The sequence below is a fragment of the Halorubrum sp. SD626R genome, from assembly GCF_001261915.1.
GTDB lineage: Archaea > Halobacteriota > Halobacteria > Halobacteriales > Haloferacaceae > Halorubrum.
In genome coordinates, this window is the sequence record NZ_CVRT01000053.1 from 1 (window position 1) to 25,682 (window position 25,682).

The 25,682-nt window shown below is 70.4% G+C and carries 33 protein-coding genes and 1 pseudogene; 18 read left to right on the forward strand and 16 right to left on the reverse strand.

Translation table 11 applies throughout. The features are described from left to right. The first annotated feature begins 172 nt into the window (after window positions 1-172). The 3 genes from SD626R_RS04895 to SD626R_RS04905 all read left to right on the forward strand — a co-directional run bounded on the left by SD626R_RS04895 (window position 173) and on the right by SD626R_RS04905 (window position 2,266). Window positions 173-1,030 (forward strand): TatD family hydrolase, encoded by an 858-nt coding sequence (locus SD626R_RS04895; RefSeq protein WP_092564327.1) that lies wholly within the window; start codon window positions 173-175, stop codon window positions 1,028-1,030. Between the two features lie 98 nt (window positions 1,031-1,128). After that, window positions 1,129-1,710, forward strand: coding sequence for a DUF2150 family protein (locus SD626R_RS04900; protein ID WP_092564329.1), 582 nt, complete (start codon window positions 1,129-1,131; stop codon window positions 1,708-1,710). A 73-nt stretch (window positions 1,711-1,783) separates the two neighbouring features. Next, complete coding sequence (locus SD626R_RS04905) at window positions 1,784-2,266, forward strand: DUF456 domain-containing protein (RefSeq protein ID WP_092564331.1); 483 nt, start codon at window positions 1,784-1,786, stop codon at window positions 2,264-2,266. Window positions 2,267-2,301: 35 nt separating this feature from the next. Here the strand turns inward: SD626R_RS04905 and SD626R_RS04910 are convergent, their stop codons facing one another. The 8 genes and pseudogenes from SD626R_RS04910 to SD626R_RS04945 all read right to left on the reverse strand — a co-directional run bounded on the left by SD626R_RS04910 (window position 2,302) and on the right by SD626R_RS04945 (window position 7,969). Continuing rightward, on the reverse strand, window positions 2,302-3,117 hold the full coding sequence (locus SD626R_RS04910) for a DUF63 family protein (protein ID WP_092564333.1): 816 nt from the start codon (window positions 3,115-3,117) through the stop codon (window positions 2,302-2,304). Continuing rightward, window positions 3,117-3,566 carry a universal stress protein gene (locus tag SD626R_RS04915; protein ID WP_092564335.1) on the reverse strand — a complete coding sequence of 150 codons (450 nt, stop codon included), beginning with the start codon at window positions 3,564-3,566 and terminating at the stop codon, window positions 3,117-3,119. The genes SD626R_RS04910 and SD626R_RS04915 overlap by 1 nt, the downstream gene beginning before the upstream one ends. A 100-nt stretch (window positions 3,567-3,666) precedes the next feature. Then, complete coding sequence (locus SD626R_RS04920) at window positions 3,667-4,587, reverse strand: DNA adenine methylase (RefSeq protein ID WP_092564337.1); 921 nt, start codon at window positions 4,585-4,587, stop codon at window positions 3,667-3,669. A gap of 71 nt (window positions 4,588-4,658) precedes the next feature. Continuing rightward, entirely contained in the window at window positions 4,659-4,961 is a 303-nt protein-coding gene (locus SD626R_RS04925; RefSeq protein WP_092564339.1) for a DUF7344 domain-containing protein, read from the reverse strand. Window positions 4,962-5,003: 42 nt separating this feature from the next. Continuing rightward, a pseudogene (locus tag SD626R_RS04930) lies at window positions 5,004-5,338 on the reverse strand (IS6 family transposase); the annotation flags it as partial. Window positions 5,339-5,526: 188 nt separating this feature from the next. Beyond that, entirely contained in the window at window positions 5,527-6,291 is a 765-nt protein-coding gene (locus SD626R_RS04935) for an amino acid ABC transporter ATP-binding protein (RefSeq protein WP_092564341.1), read from the reverse strand. Then, window positions 6,291-7,001, reverse strand: coding sequence for an ABC transporter permease (locus SD626R_RS04940; RefSeq protein ID WP_176697276.1), 711 nt, complete (start codon window positions 6,999-7,001; stop codon window positions 6,291-6,293). Before SD626R_RS04940 ends, SD626R_RS04935 begins: the two co-directional genes overlap by 1 nt. Window positions 7,002-7,039: 38 nt before the next feature. Beyond that, window positions 7,040-7,969: an ABC transporter substrate-binding protein gene (locus tag SD626R_RS04945; RefSeq protein ID WP_092564343.1), complete on the reverse strand. Its 930-nt coding sequence runs from the start codon at window positions 7,967-7,969 to the stop codon at window positions 7,040-7,042. Window positions 7,970-8,208: 239 nt separating this feature from the next. Between SD626R_RS04945 and SD626R_RS04950 the strand changes: the two genes are divergently transcribed. The 5 genes from SD626R_RS04950 (at window position 8,209) to SD626R_RS17155 (ending at window position 10,754) form a co-directional block, all read left to right on the forward strand. Next, entirely contained in the window at window positions 8,209-8,958 is a 750-nt protein-coding gene (locus tag SD626R_RS04950) for a TOBE domain-containing protein (protein ID WP_092564345.1), read from the forward strand. A gap of 303 nt (window positions 8,959-9,261) precedes the next feature. After that, window positions 9,262-9,384 carry a hypothetical protein gene (locus tag SD626R_RS17150; protein WP_255310065.1) on the forward strand — a complete coding sequence of 41 codons (123 nt, stop codon included), beginning with the start codon at window positions 9,262-9,264 and terminating at the stop codon, window positions 9,382-9,384. Window positions 9,385-9,482: 98 nt separating this feature from the next. Further along, window positions 9,483-9,719 carry a hypothetical protein gene (locus SD626R_RS04955; protein WP_092564347.1) on the forward strand — a complete coding sequence of 79 codons (237 nt, stop codon included), beginning with the start codon at window positions 9,483-9,485 and terminating at the stop codon, window positions 9,717-9,719. Between the two features lie 200 nt (window positions 9,720-9,919). Further along, window positions 9,920-10,618, forward strand: coding sequence for an SDR family oxidoreductase (locus SD626R_RS04960; protein ID WP_137782595.1), 699 nt, complete (start codon window positions 9,920-9,922; stop codon window positions 10,616-10,618). Between the two features lie 10 nt (window positions 10,619-10,628). Continuing rightward, window positions 10,629-10,754 (forward strand): hypothetical protein, encoded by a 126-nt coding sequence (locus SD626R_RS17155; protein ID WP_255310066.1) that lies wholly within the window; start codon window positions 10,629-10,631, stop codon window positions 10,752-10,754. Between the two features lie 74 nt (window positions 10,755-10,828). Here SD626R_RS17155 and SD626R_RS04965 read toward each other — a convergent pair whose 3' ends face one another. Further along, window positions 10,829-11,008: a DUF7987 family protein gene (locus tag SD626R_RS04965; RefSeq protein WP_092564349.1), complete on the reverse strand. Its 180-nt coding sequence runs from the start codon at window positions 11,006-11,008 to the stop codon at window positions 10,829-10,831. A gap of 42 nt (window positions 11,009-11,050) precedes the next feature. Then, window positions 11,051-12,844, reverse strand: coding sequence for a translation initiation factor IF-2 (infB, locus tag SD626R_RS04970; RefSeq protein ID WP_092564351.1), 1,794 nt, complete (start codon window positions 12,842-12,844; stop codon window positions 11,051-11,053). Between the two features lie 185 nt (window positions 12,845-13,029). Here infB and SD626R_RS04975 point away from each other — a divergent pair, with 185 nt between their 5' ends. Both SD626R_RS04975 and SD626R_RS04980 read left to right on the forward strand, forming a co-directional pair. After that, window positions 13,030-13,275 (forward strand): PRC-barrel domain-containing protein, encoded by a 246-nt coding sequence (locus SD626R_RS04975; RefSeq protein ID WP_092564353.1) that lies wholly within the window; start codon window positions 13,030-13,032, stop codon window positions 13,273-13,275. Next, window positions 13,275-13,733, forward strand: coding sequence for an NOB1 family endonuclease (locus SD626R_RS04980; RefSeq protein ID WP_092564355.1), 459 nt, complete (start codon window positions 13,275-13,277; stop codon window positions 13,731-13,733). The genes SD626R_RS04975 and SD626R_RS04980 overlap by 1 nt, the downstream gene beginning before the upstream one ends. Before the next feature lie 102 nt (window positions 13,734-13,835). Here the strand turns inward: SD626R_RS04980 and uppS are convergent, their stop codons facing one another. Further along, window positions 13,836-14,807, reverse strand: a complete 972-nt coding sequence (gene uppS / locus SD626R_RS04985) for a polyprenyl diphosphate synthase (protein WP_092564357.1) — start codon at window positions 14,805-14,807, stop codon at window positions 13,836-13,838. A gap of 64 nt (window positions 14,808-14,871) precedes the next feature. Between uppS and lwrS the strand changes: the two genes are divergently transcribed. Together lwrS and SD626R_RS04995 are read left to right on the forward strand one after the other, a co-directional pair. Continuing rightward, entirely contained in the window at window positions 14,872-15,240 is a 369-nt protein-coding gene (gene lwrS, locus SD626R_RS04990; RefSeq protein WP_092564359.1) for an LWR-salt protein, read from the forward strand. Window positions 15,241-15,339: 99 nt separating this feature from the next. Continuing rightward, entirely contained in the window at window positions 15,340-15,993 is a 654-nt protein-coding gene (locus SD626R_RS04995; protein WP_092564361.1) for an HAD family hydrolase, read from the forward strand. 24 nt (window positions 15,994-16,017) lie between these two features. Here SD626R_RS04995 and SD626R_RS17160 read toward each other — a convergent pair whose 3' ends face one another. Further along, window positions 16,018-16,146 carry a hypothetical protein gene (locus tag SD626R_RS17160; RefSeq protein WP_255310068.1) on the reverse strand — a complete coding sequence of 43 codons (129 nt, stop codon included), beginning with the start codon at window positions 16,144-16,146 and terminating at the stop codon, window positions 16,018-16,020. A gap of 219 nt (window positions 16,147-16,365) precedes the next feature. Here SD626R_RS17160 and SD626R_RS05000 point away from each other — a divergent pair, with 219 nt between their 5' ends. Continuing rightward, window positions 16,366-16,716 carry a PadR family transcriptional regulator gene (locus SD626R_RS05000; protein ID WP_092564363.1) on the forward strand — a complete coding sequence of 117 codons (351 nt, stop codon included), beginning with the start codon at window positions 16,366-16,368 and terminating at the stop codon, window positions 16,714-16,716. Window positions 16,717-16,742: 26 nt separating this feature from the next. Further along, the gene (locus SD626R_RS05005; RefSeq protein WP_092564365.1) at window positions 16,743-17,225 is read left to right on the forward strand and encodes a CopG family ribbon-helix-helix protein; all 483 of its coding nucleotides are present in this window, start codon (window positions 16,743-16,745) and stop codon (window positions 17,223-17,225) included. A gap of 24 nt (window positions 17,226-17,249) precedes the next feature. On the opposite strand, the gene SD626R_RS05010 is transcribed toward SD626R_RS05005, so the two are convergent. Together SD626R_RS05010 and SD626R_RS05015 are read right to left on the reverse strand one after the other, a co-directional pair. Next, entirely contained in the window at window positions 17,250-18,218 is a 969-nt protein-coding gene (locus SD626R_RS05010) for a rhomboid family intramembrane serine protease (RefSeq protein WP_092564367.1), read from the reverse strand. Window positions 18,219-18,221: 3 nt separating this feature from the next. Beyond that, window positions 18,222-20,483, reverse strand: a complete 2,262-nt coding sequence (locus tag SD626R_RS05015; protein WP_092564369.1) for an AAA family ATPase — start codon at window positions 20,481-20,483, stop codon at window positions 18,222-18,224. Window positions 20,484-21,024: 541 nt separating this feature from the next. On the opposite strand from SD626R_RS05015, the gene SD626R_RS05020 reads away from it, so the two are divergent. The 3 genes from SD626R_RS05020 to SD626R_RS05030 all read left to right on the forward strand — a co-directional run bounded on the left by SD626R_RS05020 (window position 21,025) and on the right by SD626R_RS05030 (window position 22,871). Then, complete coding sequence (locus SD626R_RS05020; protein ID WP_092564371.1) at window positions 21,025-21,369, forward strand: glutaredoxin family protein; 345 nt, start codon at window positions 21,025-21,027, stop codon at window positions 21,367-21,369. Window positions 21,370-21,533: 164 nt separating this feature from the next. Then, the gene (locus tag SD626R_RS05025; protein WP_092564373.1) at window positions 21,534-22,103 is read left to right on the forward strand and encodes a DUF7110 family protein; all 570 of its coding nucleotides are present in this window, start codon (window positions 21,534-21,536) and stop codon (window positions 22,101-22,103) included. 51 nt (window positions 22,104-22,154) lie between these two features. Beyond that, the gene (locus tag SD626R_RS05030) at window positions 22,155-22,871 is read left to right on the forward strand and encodes a diphthine--ammonia ligase (protein WP_092564375.1); all 717 of its coding nucleotides are present in this window, start codon (window positions 22,155-22,157) and stop codon (window positions 22,869-22,871) included. Between the two features lie 30 nt (window positions 22,872-22,901). Here the strand turns inward: SD626R_RS05030 and SD626R_RS05035 are convergent, their stop codons facing one another. Further along, complete coding sequence (locus SD626R_RS05035; RefSeq protein WP_092564377.1) at window positions 22,902-24,155, reverse strand: Glu/Leu/Phe/Val family dehydrogenase; 1,254 nt, start codon at window positions 24,153-24,155, stop codon at window positions 22,902-22,904. An 84-nt stretch (window positions 24,156-24,239) separates the two neighbouring features. Then, on the reverse strand, window positions 24,240-25,121 hold the full coding sequence (locus SD626R_RS05040; RefSeq protein WP_092564379.1) for an HpcH/HpaI aldolase/citrate lyase family protein: 882 nt from the start codon (window positions 25,119-25,121) through the stop codon (window positions 24,240-24,242). A 57-nt stretch (window positions 25,122-25,178) separates the two neighbouring features. Here SD626R_RS05040 and SD626R_RS05045 point away from each other — a divergent pair, with 57 nt between their 5' ends. Further along, entirely contained in the window at window positions 25,179-25,676 is a 498-nt protein-coding gene (locus tag SD626R_RS05045) for a MaoC family dehydratase (protein ID WP_342766104.1), read from the forward strand. Window positions 25,677-25,682: the final 6 nt, after the last annotated feature.

Consider the following 25,682-nt stretch of genomic DNA (forward strand, 5'->3'; position numbering starts at 1 on the left):
GCCCTCGCGGCTGGGACTTTGGAGATGTTCACCAGAGATTCGGTATCAGTCACGTACAGTCGAGCGGCTGGGGCTTCGGAAGCGTCCTCCACGCCAGTAGCACCAACGACCCACAATCGGACTCGATCGGACGGTCGTTGTATATAAACGCCAGCCGCCACGTCCCTCACGTATGACCGAGGACCTCGGAACGCCGGTACTCGACGACCACCTCCATCTCGACCCGCGCCACGGACGCGGCACGGACGCGGTCGAGGACTTCGTCCGGCTCGGGGGCACGCACCTGCTCGTTGTGAACAAACCCTCGTGGCACCTCGGCGTCGAGCCGGACGAGCCGGCCGACTTCCGGCCGGTCTTCGAGGAGACGCTTGACGCGGTCGCGGCCGCGAACGAGATCCTCCCGGGCCGCGCGTGGCCGGTCCTCGGCGTCCATCCGGGACTGATCAGCCGGCTGGTCGACGAGCGCGGGTTCGCCCCCGAAGCGGCCCGCGACCTGATGTGCGGCGGGGTGGAGGTCGCGAGCGAGTTCGTCGCCGACGGCCGGGCGCTCGCGCTGAAGTCCGGGCGCCCGCACTACGACGTGAGCGACGCGGTCTGGGACGCGTCGAACGCGGTCACCCGCCGCGCGTTCGAACTCGGCGCCGCGCTCGGCTGCGCGGTCCAGCTCCACACCGAGGCGAGCGAGGACCTCACGGACTTGGCCGATACCGCCGAGGAGGTCGGGCTCGATCCGACGAACGTCGTGAAACACTACGCCGAGGGCCGGCTCGCGGGCCCGACGCCGAGCGTGATGAGCGAGAAGGACCGGCTCGAACGCGCCGCCGAATCGGGCGAGCCGTTCCTGATGGAGACGGACTTCGTCGACGATCCCGAGAAGCCGGGGATGGTGCTGGGCCCGAAGACGGTTCCGCGCCGCGTGCGCTGGCTGCTGGAGGAGGGGTATGAGGAGGCGGTCCGGCGCGCGCACGTCCAGACGCCCGCGGCGGTGTACGGGATCGACACCGAGGCGACGCTGGATCGGGAGGCGTGACCCCGAAATCCCGAATCCCGGCGTCGAGCGGGTGAGACGCCCTCTCGCGCGGCGATCGATAGGAAAGGCATTTGAGTAGTCCGGGCGACGTACGGGACATGACCGACGACGACGCCGTCGAAGCGTTCTATACCGACGACCGCTGGCAGAACTGGCTCGACCGGCTACAGGAGGAGGACCTCGACCCTGAGAACGAGGACTCGGCGCGGCTCCTGTTGAACCTCCAAGACGACGCGGCGATCGCCGTCGTGAAGGTGCTCGCGGCGCTCGACGACGAGCGCATCGACGAGGACCGCGCGGTCGAGGAGATCCGCGACGTGCGCGACATCGTCCTCGCCGACGTCGACTTCGACGACGAGGACAAGGTGATGCTGATCGACGGCGTCCAGACCTCGCTCGTCCCCGTCTTCTACGCGGCCGAGGAGTACGTCGTCGGCGGCGTCGTCGAGGGCGACGTGACCGAGTTCGTGCGCGCGGCCGCCGACGCCGAGGCCGAGGACGACCTCGACGCCGCGCTCGGCTACGTCGTGCAGGCCGGCACCCGGGTCATCGACGGCGAGCCGCTCGACATCGAGCTCGTCGAGGAGCTGGAGTACGGGCTCGTCTCCGAGTGGGTCAACGGGCTCGACTCCCTGCAGTCGGCGATCGAGGACCCGGAAGTCGTCGAAGAGGAGGACTGACGGCGTCGGCGGACCCGCCCCCGCCGGGTCGATCGGGGTGAAGCGTTTTCAGCGCACGCAGCGTCCGATTCGTATGGTCTCCCTCGCGGCCGGACTGGCGATCGCGTTGCTCGTCGTCTGGACGGCCAGCTCGTTCGTCCCGCTCGTGCCGGGCGGCGTCCTCGCGGCGCTGACCGTCGTCGGCTACGCGTCCGCCACCGGATTCGCTGAGCCGAGCCTCGCCGTGGTGGTCGCGCTCGTCCTCGTCTCCCTTCTGGCCTCCGCCGCGGACGTCGCGTCGGGAATGGTCTCCGGGCGGCTCGGCGGTGCCTCGACAGGGACCGTCGTCGTCGGGACGCTGGTAGGGATCGTCCTCCTGATCCCGCTCGGTCCGATCGGGCTCGTCGTCGGACTGGGCGGCACCGTCTTCCTCGCCGCCCTGAACGAGCACGACGGCGACACGCGCGAGGCCGCTCGACAGGCGGCCTACGCGGTGGTCGGCGCCCTCGCCAGCGCGTTCGTCCAGGCCGTCCTGCTCGCCGGGGTCACCGTCGCGTTCGCGCTGGCGGTCCTGTGAGGCGACCGCTCGCGCCCGCCGCTCGGGCCCGCCCCTCACGCCGCCACGGAGAACAGCAGGAGGTTGTGCGCGGCCGGCCCGAGCCCCATCGCCGCGACGAAGCCGAGCAGGAGGTACCCCTCCGCCGGCTCCTCACGGACGTACGCCGCGAACAGCCAGACCACGGCGCTCGCGACCGCGAGCTTCACGAGCAGGAACAGCCACCCCTCGCCGAGCACCGGGACGGGCGGGATCCAATCGAACCCGAGCAGGATCCGGGAGAGGGGCGTGCGCTCGCCGAAGCCGAGCTGCGCCGTCCCCACCGCGGTGGAGACGCCGTCGAGGGCGTGGCCGAACACCGCGAGCGCGCCGACCCCGCCGGTGACCGCGGTCTCCGGGCGCAGCCGGGTCACCCCGACCCAAGCGACGCCGGCGACCGGGAGGGAGAGCGCGAGCGCGACCGTCGACCAGCGAGCGCCGACCGGGGAGACGCCGGTCGCGAGCGCGGCCGTGACGACCGGGACGAGCAGGAGCGCGCCGGCGACGGCGAGGAGCGTCGGGACGCGCTCGGCCGACAGCGCCGCGCTCGCGAGCCACGCCGCGCCCGCGAGCGACCCCACCGTGAGGTAGACGGTCGGCGAGCCGGCGAGCGGCGCGATCGCGGGCGGGAGCGCGTCGACGACGTACAGCACGTGGGCCGCGGAGCCGAGCGCCATCCACGGCCCGAGCGCGAGCACGTGGCGGCCGGTCACCCGCGGCGATCGGCGTCGGAGCGCGACACCGACCGCGCCGGCAGCGAGGAGGACGGCGACGAGGTACGGGAGCGGGGGCAGCGTCGTGCCCGCGGGGAGGAACGGGATCGCGCCGGCCATCAGACGGACAGGACCGGCTGGCTCGCGTAGAGGAGGACGTACTCCGCCGCCTTCCCGAGCACCTCGCCCGGGTCGCCCGTGACTGGCTCGCGCGGCACCACGATGAAGTCGGAGTCCAGCTCCTCGGCGGTGTCGAGCACGACGCTGCCGGGGTGGACCGTCTTCACCGTCATCGAGAAGCCGGCCGCGATGGAGTTGCTGTGGGGTACCCCGGCAGCCTCCGCGCGCCGCGCGACGGAGTCCGTGAACGCCTCCGTGTCGTCGGCAACGTCGCTCTCGTCGACCGCGCCGTGGTCGATGGCGCGGACCACGTCCTCGTCTAACACGTACAGGGCGTGGACGCTCGCGCCGTACTCGGCGGCGACCGCGATCGCGTAGTCGACCGCCTCGTGGGACTCCTCGCTCCCGTCGACGGGAACGAGCACGAGGTCGATGTCGATGTCGGTCATACGCGAGACCTCGTCGGGGGAGTTCAAAAAGCCCGCCCCATGCGGTCGACGGGGACGGCCCCGTCGGCGCCGCGGTCACCGGTCGACACGCCGCCCGCGCTCAGAAGCCGGAGAGCTCGCGCTGTTCCGCCGTCCGCCGCTCCTCCGGCGGCACGTTCGTCGCGACGATCTCGTCGACCGCGTCGCGGCCGTCGGCGTCGCTGTTGATCGCGCGGGTCGCGTCCTCGCGCTCCACGCGGAACCCCGCGTCGGCGTACGGCTCGTACATCACGCCGCTGTTGCTCACCACGACCCAAACCCCGTCGTCGTCGAGCTCGCCGGCGACGTCGAGCAGCCGGCGCTGGTCGTCGCGGTCGAACCCCTCGGCGCTGTACTCGTTGAAGCTCGCGGTCGCGCTCATCGGCTCGTACGGCGGGTCGAAGTAGACGAGGTCGCCGGGTTCCGCGGCGTCGAGGACGTACGCGAAGTCGCCGTTGCGGAGCGTCGCGTCCGCCAGCACGTCGCTCGCCCGACGGATCCGGTCGCGCTGGACCCAGTCGGGGTTCGCGTACCGCCCGACCGGGACGTTGAAGCCGCCGTCCGCGTTCTCGCGGTAGAGCCCGTTGTAGCAGGTCCGGTTGAGGTACGACAGGAGCGCGGCCTCCTCGAGGGGGTCGAACTCGCCCTCGTAGGGGCGCCGGTTGAACCGCGCGCGCTGCTGGTAGTAGTAGCTCTCCACGTCGCGGCCGCGGGGCGTCTCCTCGGCGAACGGGAGCGACGGGTCCGGCTCGGCGTCGGGGTCGTCGAACGCCGTCAGTCGCTCGATCAGCGCCTCCGGCTCGTCGCGCACCCGCTCGTAGAAGTTGATCAGTCGGGGGTTCGCGTCGTTGACCGTCGCGTCCGCGGGCTCTAAGTCGAAGAAGAGCGCGCCGCCGCCGACGAACGGCTCGTGATACCGGCCGTACGACGCCGGGAAGCGGGCGTACAGCTCGTCGAGCAGCTGGCGCTTGCCGCCGGCCCACTTCAGGATCGGCTCGGCCATGCGATACCGGGACTCCCCCGCGGCGGCGTAAAAACGTCTCGGGCTCCGTCGTCGCCCGGCTCCCCGTGGGCTCAGTCGTCGCCCGCCTCTCCGTCGATATCGGGGAGGTTCCCGACGTGGGCGGCGGCCTCGTCGAAGTTCGGGCCCGGCGCGATCGTGCCGGCCTCGCGGTCCCACTCGATGTACCCGGCCTCCTCCAGCGCCGGGAGGTGGGTCTCGCGGAGTTCTTCGGCGATCTCGTCCGCCCGGCCGCGGACGCGGAGGTCCGCGACCGTCTCGACCGCTCCGTCGGCGAGCCCGGCGACCGTCCGCCGCGCCTCCGCCGCGTCGAGCGCCGCCGTTCGCTCGGCGGGCGCGTCACGTGTCGTCGACATGATCGTTCGTATCTGTTACGAAACGTGCGGCGAAATAAAAGTACGGGAGGAGAGAAACTCATTTGAGTCGGAATCGACGGCGGCGTACAGCCAATAGTGTTCATCGTCAAGCTGAATCACGGTTTCATCGACCGCAACTTGGTTCGGACTCCGACCAGAGCTCGGCTGCAGATCGGCCTTGTGTACCCAGTTACGAACAGTAGATCGAACCCGATCAACACCGAATACCTCAAGAAGTAAACAGTATTCAAAAGCGACAATCCGGGCAGATGGAGCTGAATACTGAGCTTCATCAACAGCTTCGGTGTTGCTTCTCGCTCCGCAAACTCTAAGTTAATCTCGTCTAAACAGCCGCCGAGGCGGTCGTTTTCGGGCATAGATCACTTTGAAAACGCACCGCCTCACGTTTCAATCCTTATCTGAACACCGCCCGTTCACCGGCAATCCAGTGGCAACCGCGTACAGCCGAGCGGCTGGGGCTTTAGAGGTGCCCCTCGCAGAGCCGTCGATTGTCTCCGTCGAATCGCCGAATTTCGACCGGTCTCCCGCCTCCTCACGACGCGAGTTAGTACACCAGTTCGCCCGAGATGAACTTCCGGGTGCGCTCGTCCGAGGGGTCGTCGAAGATCCGCTCCGTCGGCCCGACCTCCGTGATCCCGTCGTCGAGCAGCACCGCGACGCGGTCGGCGACGCGCTCGGCCTGATGCATGTCGTGCGTCGCCACGACGACGCCGATGCCGCGGTCGCGGGCCTTCGCCATCGCGTCCTCGATGACGGCGGTGTTCCGCGGGTCGAGGTCGGAGGTGGGCTCGTCCAGGAGGAGGACGTCGGGGTCGTACGCCAGCGCTCGGGCGAACGACACCCGCTGTGCCTCGCCGCCGGAGAGCGACGACGAGCGCTGGGACGCCTTCTCGGAGAGCCCCACCACGTCGAGCGCGTCGCTGACGGCGTCGGCGGGCTCGTGTACCCCGACCAGCGAGCGGAGCTGGGACCGGACCCGGTCGGTCCAAGGCTGGCGGATCCGCAGCCCGTACTCGACGTTGCGCGCGACGGGCGCGTCGAAGAGGCTCGCCTCCTGGAACACCATTCCGACGCGCCGCCGGAGCGCGAGGCGCTCGGACTCCTCGGCGGCCCACGCGTCGGTGCCGTCGAGCGCGACGGCGCCGTCGTCGGGTTCGAGCGAGAGCGCGAGCGTCCGGAGCAGCGTCGTCTTGCCGACGCCGGAGGGACCGATCACCGCGACGGTCTCGCCCTCGCCGACCTCGATCGAGAGGTCGCGGAGGACCGTCTCGTCGCCGTACGAGCGGGAGACGCTTCGGAGCCGGAGCATCAGCGGTGCACCCCCTGGTCGCCGAGCCGGATCACGACGGCGTTGACCGCCAGGACGAGCGCGACGAGGACGGCGCCGAGGATCATCGCGGTCCCGTACTGCCCCTGTCTGGCCTCCAGCTGGATCGCGGTCGTCAGCGTGCGGGTCTTCGAGATCCCGTCCGCGCCCGTGATGTTGCCGCCGACGATGAGCACCGAGCCCACCTCGCTGATGGCGCGGCCGAAGCCGGCCAGGATCGCGGTCGCGATGCCGTACCGGGCCTCCTTGAGGACGACGAGCGCCACGTCGACGCGCGTGCCGCCGAGCACGTGGGCGGCGTCGCGGACGCTCTCGTCGACGCCGGTGATCGCCGCGAGGCTGATCGCCGTGATCGGCGGCGTCGCGAGCACGAACTGCGACATGATCATCGCCTGCTTCGTGAAGATCAGGTCGAGCGCGCCGAGCGGCCCCTGGTTCGAGACGCCGAACAGCACGATGAGGCCGACGACGACGCTCGGGAAGCCCATCCCGGTGTTGATCACCGACTTCACGAACTGCTTGCCCGGGAAGTCGGTAAAGCCCATCACGACGGCGACCGGAATGCTGAACAGCGTGCTCAGCGCCACCGCCGTGAGGCTCACGTACAGGGAGACGTAGATGATACTCCAGACGTACCCCTCCCTGAACGGGAGGTCGAGGAGGAGGGGCAGGTCGACCGCGACCCGGGCGATTCCGGGAAGCGACTGTGCGACTGGTTCGATCGGCACGCTTACTCGTCGGACGAGTCGCTACTCCAGCCTTCCGGAACGTACTGCTGGAAGTCGGGGTTCTCCGAGACCGCCCTGGGGAAGAACAGCTGCTCGCCGTTCACCTGGTACTCGGAGATGGACTCCTGGACCCCCGGGCTCGTGATCCAGCCGATGTACGCCATCGCGAGGTCGTAGTTCGCGTTGTCGTGGACGCCGGGGTTGACGGCCATGATCCCGTACGGGTTCGCGAGGATCTCGGGGCCGTCCTCGATGGGCCCTTGCACGAGGATCGTGAGGTCGATCTCCGAGCGCTGCGAGATGAACGTGCCGCGGTCCGAGAGGGTGTACGCGCCCTGCTGGTTCGCGACGTTCAGCGCCTCGCCCATGCCGGTGCCGGTCTCCTGGTACCAGTCGCCGCCGGGCTCGGTGCCCGCGGCCTCCCAGAGGTTCAGCTCCTTCGTGTGCGTGCCGGAGTTGTCGCCCCGCGAGACGAACGGCGCCTGGGCGTCGGCGATCGCGGTGAGCGCGTCGGTCGCCGAGGCCATCCCCTGAATTCCGGCGGGGTCGCTCTCGGGTCCGACGATCACGAAGTCGTTGAACATGAGGTCGCGGCGGTTGACTCCGTACCCGTTGCGCAGGAACTCGTCTTCGAGCCCGCGGGCGTGGACCATCACCACGTCGGAGTCGCCGTTCCGGGCCGACTCCAAGGCCGCGCCGGTACCCTGGGCGACCGCGTCGACGGTCACGCCGTACATCTCCTCGAAGTCGCCGTGGATCGCGTCGAGCAGCCCGGTGTCGTAGGTGCTCGTCGTCGTCGTGAGCGTCAGCGTCTCGCCGGCCACGCCGGCGCCGCCGCCCGACTCCTCCTGACTCCCGCCGGCGCAGCCGGCGGTACTCGCGACAGCCCCTGCACCGAGCGCGGCGACGAACCGTCTTCGATGTATCAGCATAGATACACCGACGGACCGGCCCCAAATATAGCTTCTGCCATCGGTCAATCGCGAGCGGTTACCCGCTCCCGGACGAGGAACCCGGAGCGAGCCGTCGGGGTCGAGACGGTGTCCGATCGCGTTTCGAGGCCGGTCGAGACCGGAGCGCGGAGCGACCGCAAACGGTTACGTCGGCGGCGGCGAGGTCGACGCTCCCGGGGAGGGAAAGCGCCAACACCTCCCGGGACGACGGCTTCGGTATGGACGGGAGTGACGAGGCGGGCGCCGCCGGAGCGGGCCGGGGCAGCGCGGCGCTCATCGAGGGCGACGCCGAGTTCGACGGGCGCGACGCCGCGCTCCTCAGGGCGGTCCACGAGGTCGGCTCTGTCGCGGGCGCGGCCGCGGAGCTCGGGCGCTCTCGGGCCCGCGCCCTCTCGCGGATAGAGACGTTAGAGGACGCGTTCGGCCGGTTGGTCGAACGCCGGCGCGGCGGCTCCGACGGCGGCGGCAGCCGCCTCGCCGACGCCGGGCGCGAGCTGCTCGACCGCTACGACAGACTGCAGGCCGTGCTCGCCGCGACCGCGAGCGTCCCCGAGACGGTGCTCGACGGGACGGTCGCGAGCGTCGACGGCGAACTGGCCGACGTCGACACCGCGGTCGGCACGCTTCGGGGACTCCACGATCACGCGACCGCCGGGGACGCAGTGCAGGTCAGAGTCGGCGCCGACGCGGTGACGGTCTACTCGGAGGACGCCGACATCGACCCGGACGCGACGAGCGCGCGGAACCGACTCCAAGGGACGGTCGTCGACGTCGACGCGGGTGAGACGGTCTGCACGGTTCGCGTCGCGGTCAAGGGCACGGCGTTCCACGTGCTGGTCACTGCCGAGAGCGCGTCCCGGCTGGCGCTCACCGAGGGAGACGACGTGTCGGTGCGGTGGAAGGCGACGGCCACCCGGCTGGTGAGACACGCGACGACCGCCGGCTCCGCCGAGCCATCGCGGGACTGACGTCGGGCGGGCCGGAGCGGTCACTCCTGCCTGGATCGCTTCCAGGCCGGGTAGAGCTCCATCACGGCGATCAGGCTGAGCGCGACGCCGACGGCGATCATCAGCACGTCCGGGTCGATATCGTCCATACCCCAACGAGGGGACGTAAACGTGTAATCGTTTGCCACGATCCGTGGAGCGATCGGTCTCCGCGCGCGGCGACCGGCCTCCGGTTCGATACGGGTCGCAACGGCCGACCGATCGCGACCGCGGCGCGCTTCGGGGACGAAGACGTATGTGCGCGGGTGTCCAAAGACTACCATCATGCCCGCGACAGACGACGAACGCGGCGACGGGAACGATCGACTGTTCGCAGTCGTCATGATCGCGCTCTCGGTGCTCATCTTCCTCGCCGTCCGCAGGTCGGAGCGCGATCGCTCCGAGTAGGACCTCCGCGGCGAGAGCGCGACGACCGGGCCGCCGAATCCGGCTCGCCCGCCCTCGCTGACGGGAACTGATTTACATATACGCGCCCTAACGAATCTGTGAGCGACTCAACTGAGGACACGGCGGTCGAAGCCGCGGAAGGAATCGGTGCTGACGGTCTCACTCCCGCGGTGTTGGCATCAGTCGGCTCGGTCGCCCTCGCACTGTACTTCTACTACGTGCGCGGCGACAAGCAGCGCGGCCAGTTCGTCGGCTTCTGGCCCGTCACGATACTCGGGCTGGCGTCCTACTTCAAGCTGGAGGAGATCAGGCAGATGCTGGCGGACGACGAGTAGTTTCGCACTCAGGCCCCCGTCCGGCGTCCGGACTGAAACGGCGTGTGAAGGCGGCAAACCGACGGCGTCGAACTCCGGCGCCGATCCGCGGACGCGAGCGCTCCTTTTTGAGACACCGTCTCAGTGAAGGCGCGACCGCGCGGCGCGGGCGGAACCGGTCCGACCCGGGCGTTCTTTGCGCTCCGCTTCGAACGTGAGACATGGATCCGACCGACATCGACGCGGTCCTCGTCGCGGGCGCGACGGGCGGAACAGGCCGCGAGGTGCTCCGGCGAACCGGACCGCGAGTCGACACGGTTCGCGCGCTCACGCGCTCCCCGGGGGCCACGGCCGACCTCCGCGCGGCCGGCGCGGACGAGGTCGCGGTGGACGACCTCCTCGACCCGTCGGACCTCGCCGCCGCCGTCGAGGGGGTCGACGCCGTGATAAGCGCCGTCGGGAGCACCAGGTCGGCCGTCCGGAGCGGCCCGCCGTTCGTCGACGGCGCCGGGAACCGAGCGCTCCTGGACGCGGCGGTCGACGCCGGCGTCGACGCGTTCGTGATGGAGTCGGCGATCGGCGTCGGTCCCGAGCCGGCGAGCCCGCTGGCGTCGGCGTTCGGCGCGTTCATCGGGCCGCTCCAGGAGGCGAAGGCGGAGGCCGAGGTCGCGATTCGCGAGGCGCCGATCCGCCACACGATACTTCGTCCGGGGGTCCTGACGAACGGGCGCCGGACGGGACTCGTCACGACGGCCGAGCCGGGCGAGAAGCTGTGGGGGACCGTCTCGCGGGCGGACGTGGCGTGGCTCATGGCCGCGGCGCCGACGACCGAGGGCGCCGCGGACCGGACGTTCGAGGTCGTCTCCACGCCCCGGTTCCCCGACCGCGGCGTCGACGTGAACTGGACGCTCCCGCGGTGAGCGACATCACATGACGAACGACGTTCCCGGCGACGAGGGCGGAACGCGCCGGTGGTGCGAGAACTGTCGGGTCGCGGTCGAGCCCGTCGACGGCGATCGCGGCTCGGAGTGTCCGAGCTGCGGCGAGGCACTCTGAGGGGGACGTTCTCGTCGGCCCATTTCCCCCAGAAGGGGTCGCTGGAGTGGTCAAAACCAACACAACGGTCTGGGTCAGTCCGAGTCCCTGTTATCCAGATAGTTGTTCAGCAGTTGCGGTGCTGCGACGCCGACGAAAATCAGTACTCCAATCAGGACGGTATCGCTCAGGTTCGTCACGACACGTCCTCCGTAACCCAGTACCAGCCCGACCGTCGCAAAAAGGAGGATGACCCTGTTTTCGCGGGAGACCATACTGCAACTTCGACGCCCGATTTTAAGTATCCTATGAGCTACCTATTTCCCCCAGAAGGGGTCCCGCTTCCGCTTGGTGTCGAGGTACGCCGAGAGCGCCTCGCGCTCGTCGGCCGTGATCTCCTCTTTCAGCTCCTGTTCGAGGATCTTCGCGTGCTTTTCGGGCACCTCGGTCCAGAGGGTGTCGCCCTCCTCGATGCCGCGGCCGACGGTGGGACCGTCGATGGCGATGCTCACGCGCTCGCCGGCGCGCGCCTCGTCGACGTCGTCGCCCTGCTTCTGGATCCCGGAGAGCTGGCCGACGCGGTCGAACTCGTTGCCCTCGAACGCGCCGACATTGCGGTTGTTCTGGAGGGTGCCGGAGATGACCTCGACGCCGACGACCGCGGGGTCGTTCTGGCGGAACGTGTGGTCGGGGAGGATACGGAAGCGCGCGGGCCGGACGACCTTGTCCAGCACCGTCTCCTGCTGGGCGCGCTGGCGCTCCTCGACGAACGTCTCGTACTCCTCGATCAGCTGGTAGATGACGTCGTCGGTGAACAGCTTCACGTCGGCGCTCTCCAGCTCCGTCTCCGCGTTCGCGAGGAGGTCGACGTTGAAGCCGAGGATGGCCTTGTGCTCGTCCTGGTTCGCCGTCTCGGCCACCGCGATGTCGCGCGGCGCGATGTCGCCGACCTCGGCGCGCAGGATGGGAACCTCGGCCTCGCGGAGCGCGTTCGCCATCGCCTCCAGCGAGCCGAGCGTGTCGGCCTTGACGACGACGCCGTCCTCGGCGGTGTCGACCTCGATCTCCGCGAGCTCGGCTTTCACCTCCTCGACGACCTCCGCCTCCGGGCGGTCGCGGACGACGCGGACCGGGGCGCCCGCCATCGCGCGGTCGAGGTCCGGCGCGGCGATCTTCACCCCGGCCGCGGCGCCGACCTCCGCCACCTTCTCGAACTGCTTCTCCGTGCGGATCTCTTCCAGGGGCCGCGGCTGCAACAGCGCCCGGATCTCGGTGACGATCGGTTCCTCCTGCCCGCCGACGACGACTTTGTCGCCGTTGCGGACCACGCCGTCGTACACCACGGTGTCGATGGTGGCGCCGAAGCCCCGCTCGTCTTTCACTTCCAGCACCGTCCCCTCGCCGGGGCCCTGCACGTCGATCGCCATCTCCTCTTTCATGAACCGCTGGGAGAGCCCCATCAGGACGGTGAGGAGGTCGGGGACGCCCTCGCCCGTGATCGCCGACAGCGGGACGACGCCGATGTTCTTCTGGAAGTCCTGCACGCGCCAGTAGAGGTCCGCCGAGAAGCCGGCGTCGGAGAGCTGGCCGATGATCTCGTAGAGGTTCTCGTTGAGCATCGACTCGGCGCGCTCCGACTGCGCCCCGAGGCTCTGCTGGATCGGCTGGCCCTCCTCCGGGTTCCACCCCGGCGTCGTGTCCACCTTGTTGGCGGCGACGACGAAGGGGGTCCCGGTGCGCCGGAGGATGTCGATCGCCTCCTCGGTCTGCGGCTGGAAGCCGTCGTTCACGTCGACGACGAGCACCGCGATGTCGGCGAGCGCGCCGCCGCGGGCGCGCAGCGTCGAGAAGGAGTGGTGACCCGGCGTGTCGATGAACAGCAGGCCGGGGAGATCGAAGTCGGTCGGGTCGATGAGCTCGCCGGCCATGCCGGAGATGGTGTCGAGCGGGATGTCCGTCGCCCCGATGTGTTGGGTGATCGCGCCGGCCTCGCCCTCGCTGACGGCGGAGCCGCGGATCTTGTCGAGCAGGCTGGTCTTGCCGTGATCGACGTGACCCAACACGGCGACGATCGGCGTCCGAAGGGTATCCGCGTTTGTGTGGTCGGTCATGGGTGATCGCCCCGAGAAGGTCGGTTACCGTGTGTTCCGCCCGGGCGTCAGTTAAGCCTTTCAAAACGCCGCCGTCCGCGGCGGTCCGGATCGGCGGCGATCGCCGGCGGCGGAATCCGATCCGCGTCCGTCGCCCGTCGGACGCCCCCGTGGCGTTTAAGACCGTTGCCCCGGACGGTGAGGACATGGTAGACATCCTCGCGGAGAACCTCTCCGGGAAGGCGGTGATGAGCTCGGACGGCACGGAGCTCGGCGACCTGTACAACATCACGATGGACCTGAAGTCGGGGGAGCTGAACGACCTGCTCGTCAGCCCGCACGAGCAGCTCAGCCCCGATCGGCTCGGCTTCGACGTCGACGAGACGGGCCGACTGAAGGTGCCGGTCGCGAACGTGCAGGCGGTGAAAGACTACATCGTCGTCGCCCGCTGATGGAAGTCCTCGACACCTCGGCGTTCATCCACGAGTACACCACCGACGACGACGTCGTCTCGGTGCCCGAAGTGCACGAGGAGCTCACCGGCGAGGGGGCGCTCCGCTTCGACGCGATGGAGGGGTCCGGGATGACGATCCACGTCCCGGCCCCGGAGGTCATCGACAACGTCCGGCGCGCCGCGCGCGGCTCGGGCGACGACGCGGAGCTGTCGGACACCGACACCCGGCTGATCGCGACCGCGCTGGAGCTGAGCGCGACGCTCGTCACCGACGACTACGCGATGCAGAACGTCGCCGAGCGGCTCGACCTGCGCGTCGAACCGATCGCCAGGGACGGAATCTCGGAGGAGCGCGAGTGGCGCTTCCAGTGCGTCGGCTGCAACCGCACGTTCGACGAGAACCGGGAGCGGTGCCCGATCTGCGGCAGCGACCTGACGCGGAAGAACCCGGCCTGACCGGACGGGGAAGATCGGACGGCGGCGTTCGCGGACGGCGGGGTCGACTCGGGAGTGCGCGGTTTGTCCGTCCCCCGCGGAGTGACTCCGCCCGCACCGAGGTCAGTCCGCCCCCGGCCGTTCCCGGGCGTCGCCGTCGCCCGTTCCGACCGCGTCACCCTCGGCGATCCCGAGGGCGTCGTCTGAGAGGTCGCTCCCGTCGAGCCGGGGGACGCGCTCGCGGAGCCGCCCGGCGACGGTCCGGGCCTCGGCGAGTTCCACCTCGGCGACCGCCCGGACGAGGGCGACGGCCCGCTCCGCGCGGGCGCGCTGCCACGACTCCTCACGGGACTGATACGTGCGGATCGCCCGCAGGAACTCCCGCTGCGAGAACTCCGGCCAGTAGGGGGCACAGAAGTAGACGGCCGCCTCGTTGCCGTTTGCGTACCACGGGAGGAAGTTCGAGGTGCGCTCGTCGCCGCCGGTCCGGACGATGAGGTCCACGTCGCGGACGGGGCGGTCGTACAACCGGTCCTCGACGGTCTCGGCGTCGACGTCGCTCGGGTCGAGGTCGCCGGCGTCGACGTCGGCGGCGATCGTCCGGGCGGCGTCAAGCAGCTCGGTCCGGCCGCCGTACGCGAGCGCGACGTTCAGCGTAAATTCGTCGTTGTCGGCGGTGCGGCGCTCGGCGTAGTCGATCGCGTCGCGGACGCGGGGCGGGAGCCGGGCGACGTCGCCGATCGCGCGGACGCGGACCCCCTGCTCGTGGACGCGGTCTGCGTCGGCGAACTCCCTGAGCTTGCGCTCCAGCAGGTCGAACAGCGGCGCCAGCTCCTCGTCGGGGCGTCCGAAGTTCTCGGTGGAGAAGGCGTACAGCGTCAGCTCCGCGACGCCGAGGTCGGCGCACCAGTCGAGCACGCGCTCGGTGGTGTCGGCGCCGGCGCGGTGCCCGTCGGGCGCGTCATCGCCGCGCTCGCGGGCGTACCGCCGGTTCCCGTCCTGGATGATCGCGACGTGGGCCGGCACGTCGTCGATCTCGCGACGGAGGTGGCGGCGGTAGGCCCGCTCGCCGAGGTCACGGAGTCGATCCAACATACACCTGGACCGACACGACCGAGGGATATGTACTTTTACTCTCCGACCGCGCAGATCGCGACCGATGGACGCCGCCTACGTCTTCGCCGTCGCATTCCGGCTCGACCCGGACGGTACGGCGGTCGATCCGGACCGGTTCGAGGCGACGATGGAGATCCCGGCGGGCGAGCCGGGAACCGACGGGTGGCTGTTCTTCCGCGATCGGCTCTGGCGCGGCGAAATCGGCGACGAGCCGTCGTTCCGGACCCTCGCGAGCGACCGCCTCGGCGTCGAGGTCACCGAGGCGTCCTTCCGGGAGCTCCGGACTGACCGGGAGCACCTCGACGCGTTGCGCTCGGCGATCGGCGACGACCTCGCCCGGTTCAACGCGGACTCGGTCGACGAGGTCGTTCGTAAGTACCTCGGATCGTCGGTCCACGTGCGAGGGGAGTGAAGGCCCCGTCGGGACCGTACGCGTGGCGATCCCGGGGCGTGGTACCGCCTCTCGCGACCCCACAACGCACTTACCGGCCTAACGCGTACGAGAGTTTCCATGGCCGTCGCCGACTACGACTTCCACCTGTTCGACCTCGACGGCACGCTCGTCGACGCCGAGTGGTCGTACACCCGCGCGGTGTTCGACCGCGTCGGCGACCGGCTCGGCCGGCGCTTCTCCGACCGCGAGGCGCGCGTCCTCTGGCACGGGCTGGGCGGTCCCCGCGCCGACACCCTCCGCGGGATGGGGGTCGATCCGGAGGCGTTCTGGCCGGCGTTCCACGCGGTCGAGGACCCGATGGCCCGCGCGGAGGCGACGTACCTCCACGACGACGCCGCCCGGCTGCTGGACCGCGTCGACGACGCGGGCGGGCCGACCGGCCTCGTCACGCACTGCCAGCGGTTCCTCGCCGAGCCGGTGCTCGACCGGGTCGACCTCGACGGCCGGTTCGACGCCGTGATCTGTTGCACCGACGAGACGGGCTGGAAGCCGGACCCGGCGCCGATCGAGCTGGCGATGCGCGAGCTCGGCGTCGATCCGCGCGCAGACCGCGGCTACTACGTCGGCGACGGCGAGAGCGACGTGGGCGCGGCGTGGAACGCCGGGCTCGACGCGGTCCACGTCGAGCGCGTCGGCCACGAGGACCGCGGGCGGTGCGTGCTCGGCGACCGGCGCGTCGGCCGGCTCGACGAGTTGTTAGAGACGACGTGACCGGGTCCGCACCCGGGTGCGGCGTCAGGAACCGGCGTCCCGCCGGATCCGCTCCTTGCCGCACTTCGCGCACGACTCCACGACCTCGTCGGGGTCGATAACCACCGCTCGGCGCTCGTACCGGTGCCGGCAGATCAGGCGTCGGAGCGTCATCGTGTGTCCACGTCGCGGCGTGACCTGGTAAATAACTTCCGCAGGTACACAGATGAATCCGTAATAAGAGATGATATTCTGAATATACTACCACTTACTGAGCGATTGCGTCGATTTCTCTCATAAAACTGTTCGAACAGTCGAACTGTACACCCGGGGAGTTCCGCCTCGTCCGCTCGCGACCGAAACGGTCGTGAGTCGGCGCGCGTTAAGCGGGCCATGACGAAGTGGTTCCACAGCGGTCGCCGGCGCGACCTCTGCGCGCTGCTGTACGACGCCGGCGAGCTGCGGGCGCAGTCGCTGAAGAACCGGCTGGAGTCGCACTACGACGAGCGGATCGACCCCGGCTCCTTCTACGCGACGCTCCGGTCGTTGGTGGAGTCGGGCTTCCTCGACCGCCGGACCGAGGGAATCGCCGACGTCTACGCGCTCACCGACGCGGGCGAACGCGCGCTCCTCGACCACTACGAGTGGCTCTCGGACCGCGTCGGCGATCCCGAGCCGACCGCGGACGACGCGACCCCGGTCGACGAGTCGACTGCGGCCGACGGACCGGACCTCAAGGATTAACAATATCGCGGACCTGAGTTATTACAATGACCGTCGTCAGCGTCTCGATGCCGGAGGAGCTACTGGAGCGGATCGACGGATTCGCCGACGAACACGGCTACACCGGGCGCAGCGAGGTCGTCCGCGAGGCCTCGCGGAACCTCCTCGGCGAGTTCGAGGACGCCAAGCTGGAGGACAGGGAGCTGATGGCGGTGGTGACGGTGCTGTTCGACTACGAGACCACGAGCGTCGAGGAGCGGATGATGCGACTCCGCCACGAGCACGAGGGGCTCGTCGCCTCCAACTTCCACAACCACGTCGGCTCCCGCTACTGCATGGAGCTGTTCGTGTTGGAGGGCCGCTTAGAAGAGATATCGGCGTTCGTCGGGAAGATCCGGGCGACGAAGGACACGCTCACCGTCGACTACAGCGTGACGCCGGTCGACGAGTTCGGCGGCGGCGACCTCGACGAAGCGACCCCGGACGGCGCCGGACACGACCACGGCGGCCACGACCACGGCGACGACTAGCCCGGGCCGAGGCCCGATCGCGACTCACCCGTCGAGGACGACGCCGACGAGCGGGACCGCGACGCCGACGACGTAGCCGGCGAGGTGCGCGAACACGTTGCTGCCGAACGGGACGACCACCAGCGAACCGATCACCCCTGCGGCGGCGACGCTCGCGCCGGTGACGTAGAGCAGCTCCCGCTCCGGAGCGAGACCGAGCCCGACCACTCGCGGTCGGCCGACACCGACGTAGAGCCCGGCGGCGACGAGGGCCGCACAGAGCGCGAACAGGGAGCCGACCGCCGGCAGCGACGGGAAGTAGCCGACGCCGCTCGGCGCGAGGTACGCGACCGCGAGCGACCCGAGCGCGGCCACGACCGCCCAGCGGGCGTCGACGCCGGCGGCGGATCCCGGGTCACGACCGCCCTCCGCGCCCGTCTCCGTCGCGAGCGCGGCGAACCAGACGACCACCACGTACCCGAGGAGCGCGCTGTTCACGTCCGAGAAGCCGGCCGTCGGCGCGTTCGTGAGCCCGCCGAGCGCGACGATGGTCGCCCACGCGGAGACGAGGGGGACGACCGCGAGGTATATCGCGGTCGACCCCAGGAGCCGCCCGCGCCAGCCCGCGACGACGGAGAGGGGGTACGCGACCGCGACGAGCAGCCAGTAGTTGACGAGGTTGTCGATGAGGTGCGCCGGGCTCGCGTGGACGAAGCTCGACGCGAACGCGGTCCACAGCGCCCACCGGCTCTCGAAGACCCCGTCCGTCGCGAGCGAGAGGCGCCAGGCGTCGGTCCCAGGCGTGAGGCTCACGGCGACGAGCAGCGCCGGTAGGGGGACCGCGATCAGGAAGAGGTCTCTCGGGGGCTGCGACCGGGCGGCCGCGCGGACGCTGGCGAGGAGCCCGCGGAGGGTGGGCGGGGCGGGATCGCCGGCGGTCGACGGGTCGTCGGGATCGCCGTCGCTCGCGGGACCGTCGACGTCACCGTCAACGCGGTCCCCCTCGCCGCGCATCGCTCACGGGGTCGCCGGCCGCACCGCCTCCAGCGCGGCCGCGAAGTCGTCGCCCGTGATCGAGACCTCGTCGGCGTGGTCGTTCGCGGCCGCGCCGTACTCGCCGGCGACGCGCTCGATGGCGATCAGGGCGGCCTCCCGACACAGCGAGGCGATCTCCGCGCCGGAGTACCCTTCCGTCTCGTCGGCGAGCCGCTCCAAGTCGACGCCCTCCGCGACGGGTTTCTCACGGGTGTGGACGTCGAGGATCTTCCGGCGCGCCTCGCGGTCGGGCTCGGGCACCTCGATGTGGGTCTCCAGTCGCCCCGGTCGGAGCAGGGCGGGATCGAGCGCGTTCCGCCGGTTCGTCGCCGCGAGCACGACGAGGTTCGGGTTGTCGCTGGCGCGGTCCAGCTCGGTCAGGAGCTGCGAGACCACGCGCTCGCCGACGCCGGAGCCGTCCCCGCCCGCGCCGTCGCGGTCGGCCGCGATGGCGTCGATCTCGTCGAAGAAGACGATGACGGGCGCCGCCTGCCGGGCGCGGTCGAAGAGGTCGCGGACCGCCTTCTCGGACTCGCCGACGTAGCGATCGAGCAGCTCCGGGCCCGCGACCTGGATGAAGTTGACGCCGCTCTCGCCCGCGATCGCCCGCGCGAGCAGGGTCTTTCCCGTGCCGGGCGGCCCGTGGAGCAGGACCCCCGTCGGCGGGTCGGCGTCGGCGGCGTCGAAGAGGGGTCCGTAGGTCAGCGGCCACGTCACCGCCCGTTCCAGCTTCTCCTTCGCCTCCGGGAGCCCGCCGACGTCGGCGAAGTCCGTGGCGGGCTGCTCGGCGACGTACTCGCGCATCGCGCTCGGCTCGACGTTGGCGTGGGCGGCCTCGAAGTCTGCCTTCCCCACGGTCACGTCGTCGAGCGCCCGCGCGTCCGACTCCCGGGCGCGGCGGAGCGCCGTCATCGCCGCCTCCTGCGTGAGCCCCTCGATGTCGGCGCCGACGAACCCGTGCGTCCGGCTCGCGATCCGGTCGAGGTCCACGTCGTCGGCCAGGGGCATGCGGCGCGTGTGGACGTCGAGGATCTGGCGGCGACCCGCCTCGCCGGGGACGCCGATCTCGATCTCGCGGTCGAACCGGCCGCCCCGCCGGAGCGCGGGGTCGAGGGTGTCGACGCGGTTCGTCGCGCCGATCACGATCACGTCGCCGCGGGCGTCGAGTCCGTCCATCAGCGAGAGTAGCTGCCCCACGACGCGGTTCTCCACGTCGCCGCCGTCGTCCCGTTTTCCCGCGATCGAGTCGATCTCGTCGAAGAAGATGATCGCCGGGGCGGCCTCGCTCGCGCGGTCGAACACGTCGCGCAGGCGCTCCTCCGACTCGCCCTTGTACTTCGACATGATCTCCGGCCCGTCGACGGTGATGAACTCGGCGTCGACCTCGTTGGCGACCGCGCGGGCGATCAGCGTCTTCCCGGTGCCGGGCGGGCCGTGGAGGAGGACCCCCTTCGGCGGGTCGATGCCGAGCCGGGTGAACACCTCGGGCTCGGAGAGCGGGAGCTCGATCGTCTCGCGCACGAGCTCAAGCTCCTCGTCTAGTCCCCCGATGTCCTCGTAGGTCGCGCCCGCGGTGTGGTCCGCGGGCGGGCCGGTCTCACCGCCTTTCGGACGGGCGTCGGTCCCGGGCGTGACGGTCCGGTCTCGGGAGCCGCTACGGTCCCCCCCGCCGGTCCCGTCGGCGTCGTCGCGGCGGCCGCTCGTCGCGTCCGCGCCCTCGGCGGCGTCGCCCTCGCCGTCGCCGTACCGCACCGAGACGTCAGTCCGGGTCGTCACGCGCACGGTCCCCGCCGGGGCCGTCTCGGCGACGACGAACCGGAGGCCGCCGAGCCGCTCGACGTGGACCGCCTCGCCCTCGGTGACGGGCCGATCCCGGAGGTCGCGGGCGAGCGCGCGCTCGACCACTTCGCGGCTCACGTCGACATCGGCGAGTTGCGCGGGCGCGGCGAGCACGACGCTGTCGGCGTCCTCGACGGTGACGGGGGCGACCGTGACGGTGTCGCCGACCTTCACCCCGGCGTTCGCGCGGGTGTCGGCGTCGATGAGGACGGAGCCCTCCGCCGCGTCCGGGCCGCCGGGCCACACCTTCGCGACGGCGACGCGCTCGCCGCGGATCTCGACGGTGTCGCCGCTGAGGAGGCCGAGCCGCTGCCGCGAGGGTTCGGGGAGCCTGGCGATCCCCCGGCCCGCGTCCCGCTTCTCGGCGGCACGCACCGTGAGCCGGAGGCCTGCGGTGTCGTTCATACGCCTCGTACTCGCCGATGACCCTTTACCCTTGTCCGGCGCCGTCGGGAGCCGGTTCAGAACCGTGGATACGCACAGAAGAGAGCCGCGAGGGAGTTGCGGCGATTGTTTATAAACACCGACTGCGGTGGCGCGCGCCTCCGAGCGCCCGAAGGGCGCGAGGAGCGCGTGCGAGGGAGTCGCTGGCGCCGTCGGCGCCAGCGACGAGGCTGGGGAGGCGTGAGGTGCTGTGCGGAGCGGTGTGGGGCGGGACTCAAAGGGGCAGTCGCGAGGACGAAGCACGACGACGCAAGCACCGCAGCGAAGGAGCGCCAGCGACTGAGCGAGGCGCACAGCGAGTCGCGCGAGTCCTCGCGACTGGGGCTTTGGAGGTGTTCACCGCCGAGTCACCGGCGTCGACCGATAACCGATCGACCAGGACCTCGGAGTCGGTCGCTGATCAGCATTCGATGATTCGTAGACGACCGATCCCGCTTCTGCTCCCCCGTTCGCATTCGTCCCGTGCGGAACCCATTTGCCGCGGCGGCGCGTACTGACGCCCATGACGTTCCAGCCCGAGTCCGAGGCGGACACCGACGAGATCGAAGCGCGCGTCCAGGACACCATCGCAGACAACGACGTGGTCCTGTTCATGAAGGGGAACCGGCTGATGCCCCAGTGCGGATACTCGCAGCGCGCCGTCGAGCTGATCGGTCAGCACGTCGAGGAGTTCGAGACCGTCGACGTGCTACCCGCGCTCGACCATTACCGCGAAGCGCTGGAGGCCGAGAGCGGCTGGGAGACGATCCCGCAGACGTTCGTCGACGGGGAGTTCGTCGGCGGCAGCGACGTGCTCGCGGAGCTGGAGGAGCGCGGCGAACTGGCGGCCGAGCTCGGCGCGGAGTAGGTCCCGATGCGGAGTAGGTCCCGGCGCCATCGCCGGGCGTGTCGATGCCCGATCTTGAGCGTCGAAGGGCAGGCCATATAAACCTACGGTGCCTAATTGAACCACGTGCAGTCGTTGCCGCTGCCGCCGTGCCGACCGTCTCGACCCATCTCACCCAACCAACAATGACAGGCCGCGTGTTCAGACTTCATTCGACGCTCGAACTGCCCCTCGAAGACGTGGAGACGTACTTCGAAGAAGACCCAGACCTCCCCCCGGAGATTGACGATATCGATATCACGCGTCGAAATAACACCCTCATCATCAAGGCCCTGTCCGACGACGAGTCGATCAGCAAGTACACGCCGACCGCCCAGCTGAAGGCGTCCGTCACGGAGACGCGCGTCTGGGAGGAGGAGCCGCCGCGGGCGGGCGGCCCGCAGTGGATGGACGACGAGGAAGAGGAGATCCCGTCAGAGCTCGTCGAGTTCGCCTGCTTCAAGGGCGACCGCGAGACCGTCCTCCAGAACTCCGCGCTCCAGTACCCGATGTTCCTCGTGCTCCGCGAGCTGGCGCAGCTCTCGGAGAAGGGGACGCTGACCGCGATCACCGAGGAAAACGACGAGCTCGAAGCGACGCGGATCGTCGAGGGTGAGCCGCGGCCCGCGAGCATCGAGGTCGTCGAGAGCCCGCAGGGCGCCGGCGACGGCGACGGCGGCGTCAACTGGCGCGACAACGAGTTCATCTCGGACTGAGATCGGTCCCGGACCGCCGACGCTTTAGGCGCTCCGGGCGTGCCCCCGCCAATGACCGACGACTGGGTGAGCCTCTTCTCGGGCGGAAAGGACTCCTCGTGGGCGCTGTACCGCGCCCTGGAGGCGGGCCTCGACGTCTCGCGGCTCCTGACCGTCCACCCCGCGGGCGACTCGTACATGTACCACACGCCGGCGACGGAGCTCGCCGGACTCGCGGCCGAGAGCGTCGGGATCGACCTCGTCGAGGTCTCGCCCGACGACTTCGGCGCGGACGACGTCGACGACGCGGGCGCGCAGGGCGACGCCGAGCTGGAGCCGATGGAGGCGGCGCTCCGGGAGCTCGCGGCGAGCGACGACGTCGACCTCGCGGGCGTCACCGCCGGCGCGGTCGAGAGCGAGTACCAGACCAGCCGCATCCGGGCGATGTGCGACCGGCTCGGGATCGACCTCTTCGCCCCGCTGTGGGGCGAGGACCCGGTCGCGCTCGCGGAGTCGATGTTCGACGCCGGCTTCGAGATTCGGATCGTGCAAGTCGCGGCGTACGGGCTCGACGAGTCGTGGCTCGGCCGGCGCTACGACGCGGACGCGCTCGCGGAGCTGCTCGACCTGCGCGAGGAGTACGGGGTTCACCCCCTAGGCGAGGGCGGGGAGTTCGAGACGTACGTCGTCGACGGGCCACATATGGACCGCCGGATCGAGTTCGAGTACGACGCGGTGTGGGAGGGGGACCGCGGCCACGTCGAGGTCCGCGGCGCGCGGCTGGAGTGACCGCTCGACCGAGCGGGTGAGCGCGGACCGTTACGGCCAGTTGCCGGCCTGGTCGTAGGCGTCCACGATCCGGCCGATGGCGACGACGTAGGCGGCGGTGCGGAGGTCCCGGACGTCGCGGCCCTCGTACGCCTCGACGATCCCGTCGAACGCCTCCGTGATCACGCGTTCGAGCTCCTCGTTGACGCGCTCCTCCGTCCAGCTGAACCGCTGTCGGTTCTGGACCCACTCGAAGTACGAGACGGTGACGCCCCCGGCGTTGGCGAAGATGTCGGGGACGACGTAGACGGCCTTCTCGACGAGGACGTCGTCGGCGTCGGGGGTGAGCGGGCCGTTGGCCGCCTCGACGATCACGTCGGCCGCGACGTCGGCGGCGAGATCGCCGTCGATCGCGTTCTCCAGCGCCGCGGGGACGAGCAGGTCGACGTCGAGCGTCAGCAGCTCCTCGTTCGTGATCGACGCGCCGTCGCCGTAGCCCGAGACGGCGCCCGTCTCCGTCTTATGCGCTTTCACGGCTCGGGGGTCGAACCCGTCCGGGTCGTGGATCCCGCCGGAGGAGTCCGAGACGGCCACCACGTCGCCGCCGAGGTCGTCGATGAGGGCGGCCGCGACCGAGCCGGCGTTACCGTATCCCTGTACGGCGACGGTCGCGCCCGCGAGGTCGCGGTCGAGCCAGTCGAACGTCTCGCGCGCGGCGAGCGCGACGGAGCGGCCGGTCGCCTGGACGCGTCCCTCGCTCCCGCCCGAGTCGAGCGCCTTCCCGGTGATGACGCCGGGCGCGGTCGTGTTCTCCAGCGTCTCGTAGGTGTCTTTGATCCAGTTCATCTCCCGCTGGCCGGTGTTGACGTCCGGCGCCGGGATGTCGCGGTCCTCGCCGATGAGCGGCCGGAGCTCCGTCGCGAACGCGCGCGTCAGTCGCTCCAGCTCGCTCTCGGAGTAGTCGCTCGGGTCGATCGCGACCCCGCCCTTCCCGCCGCCGTAGGGCACGTCGACGACGGCGCACTTGTACGCCATCCACCCGGACAGCGCCTTCACCTCGTCGCGGGTGACGCCCGGGTGGTACCGAATTCCGCCTTTGTACGGCCCGCGGTCGCCGTTGAACTGCGACCGGTACGCGCGGACCGTCTCCAGCGACCCGTCGTCGAGCTCGAACGTGAGGTTCGTCTCCAGCAGCCGCTCCGGGTTCTTCAGTCGGGTGAGCACGCCCGGCGGGGCGTCGAGGTGCGCCGCGGCGTCGTCGACCTGTTCCCGCAGACTCTCGAACGGGTTCGCCTGATCGGTCATGGGGGAACTTCCCCGGGGGTCGGGGTTAATTGTGACGGACGATCAGCGGGACGCGGCGAGCGCGATCGGGGGCGGACAGGGTCGCTACCGCGCGTCGATCCCCGCGGCCGCCGCCCGCTCGACGATCCGCTCCGCCTGCGCGACCAGCGGCGCGTCGATCATCTCGCCGTCGACGCTGAAGACGCCGCGGTCCTCGCGATCGGCCTCGTCGCGGGCGTCGAGCACGCGCGACGCCCACTCGATCTCGTCCGGGTCCGGCGTGAACGCCTCGTTGATCGGGTCGACCTGCGACGGATGGATCGCGAGCTTCCCGTCGTAGCCGAGGGTGCGCGCGAACGCCGTCTCCTCGCGGAGCCCCTCGGTGTCGGAGAAATCCGTGTACACCGTGTCGAGCGCGTCGACCTCGGCCGCTCCGGCCGCGAGAACGACGTGCTCGCGGGCGTACAATATCTCGGTCCCCTCGTCGGTGCGGGTCGCGTCGAGGTCGGCGGCGAGGTCCTCGGCGCCGAAGATCAGGGCGTCGGTCGCGGCCGCGTCGGCGATCGCTTCGGCGGCGAGCACGCCGCCCGCGGTCTCGACCAAGGCGAACACCGCCGGATCGAGCCCGCGGTCGGCACAGAGCGCGGCGGCGCGCTCGACGCGGTCGGCGTCCTCGACCTTCGGGAGCATGACCGCGTCGAGGCGGGGCGCCCGACCGGGCGCGGACGCGTCCCCCGCGTCCGTCGCGACTATGGCGTCGAGGTCGACGCCGGGGTCCGACGCCGTGAGCCGGACGCACACCTCGGCGTCGGGGTCGAAGTCGGGGTCCGCGAGCACGCCGCGGACGGCGGCGCGGGCCTCGTCCTTCCGATCGGGGGCGACGGCGTCTTCAATGTCGAAGCAGACGACGTCCGCGCCCGTCGCCGGCGCCTTCCGCATGAGCTCCGGGCGGTCGCCGGGGGAGAACAAGAGGCTTCGTCGGGCCATGTCGGGGGATCCTCGCGGCCGGACATAAGTAACCGGACCGGCCGGAGCGGTACCGATTTGCCGCGTCGGGTAGAGGGTCGGTCCATGACGGGACGCTACTACGAGGAGTTCGAGGTCGGGGAGACGATCGAACACGCGCGGCGGCGGACGGTGAGCGAGGCCGACAACCAGCGCTTCTGCGACATGACGATGAACCAGCAGCCGCTCCACCTCGACGCCGACTTCGCCGGGGAGACCCAGTTCGGCGAGCGGCTCGTCAACGGGCTGTACACGCTGTCGCTCGCCGTCGGCGTGTCGATCCCGGAGACTACGGACGGCACTATCGTCGCGAACCTCTCGTACGATAACGTCGAGCACCCGAACCCGGTGTTCCACGGCGACACGATCCGCGCGCGGTCGACCGTCACCGACAAGCGGGAGACGAGCGACGGGGAGCGCGGCGTCGTCACGATGCACGTCGAGGCGTTCAAGCTCGTCGAGGACGGCGACGACGTGCTCGTCTGCGAGTTCGACCGGACCGCGCTCTCGGAGAAGCGGCCGGACGGCGACGAGTAGCCGGGG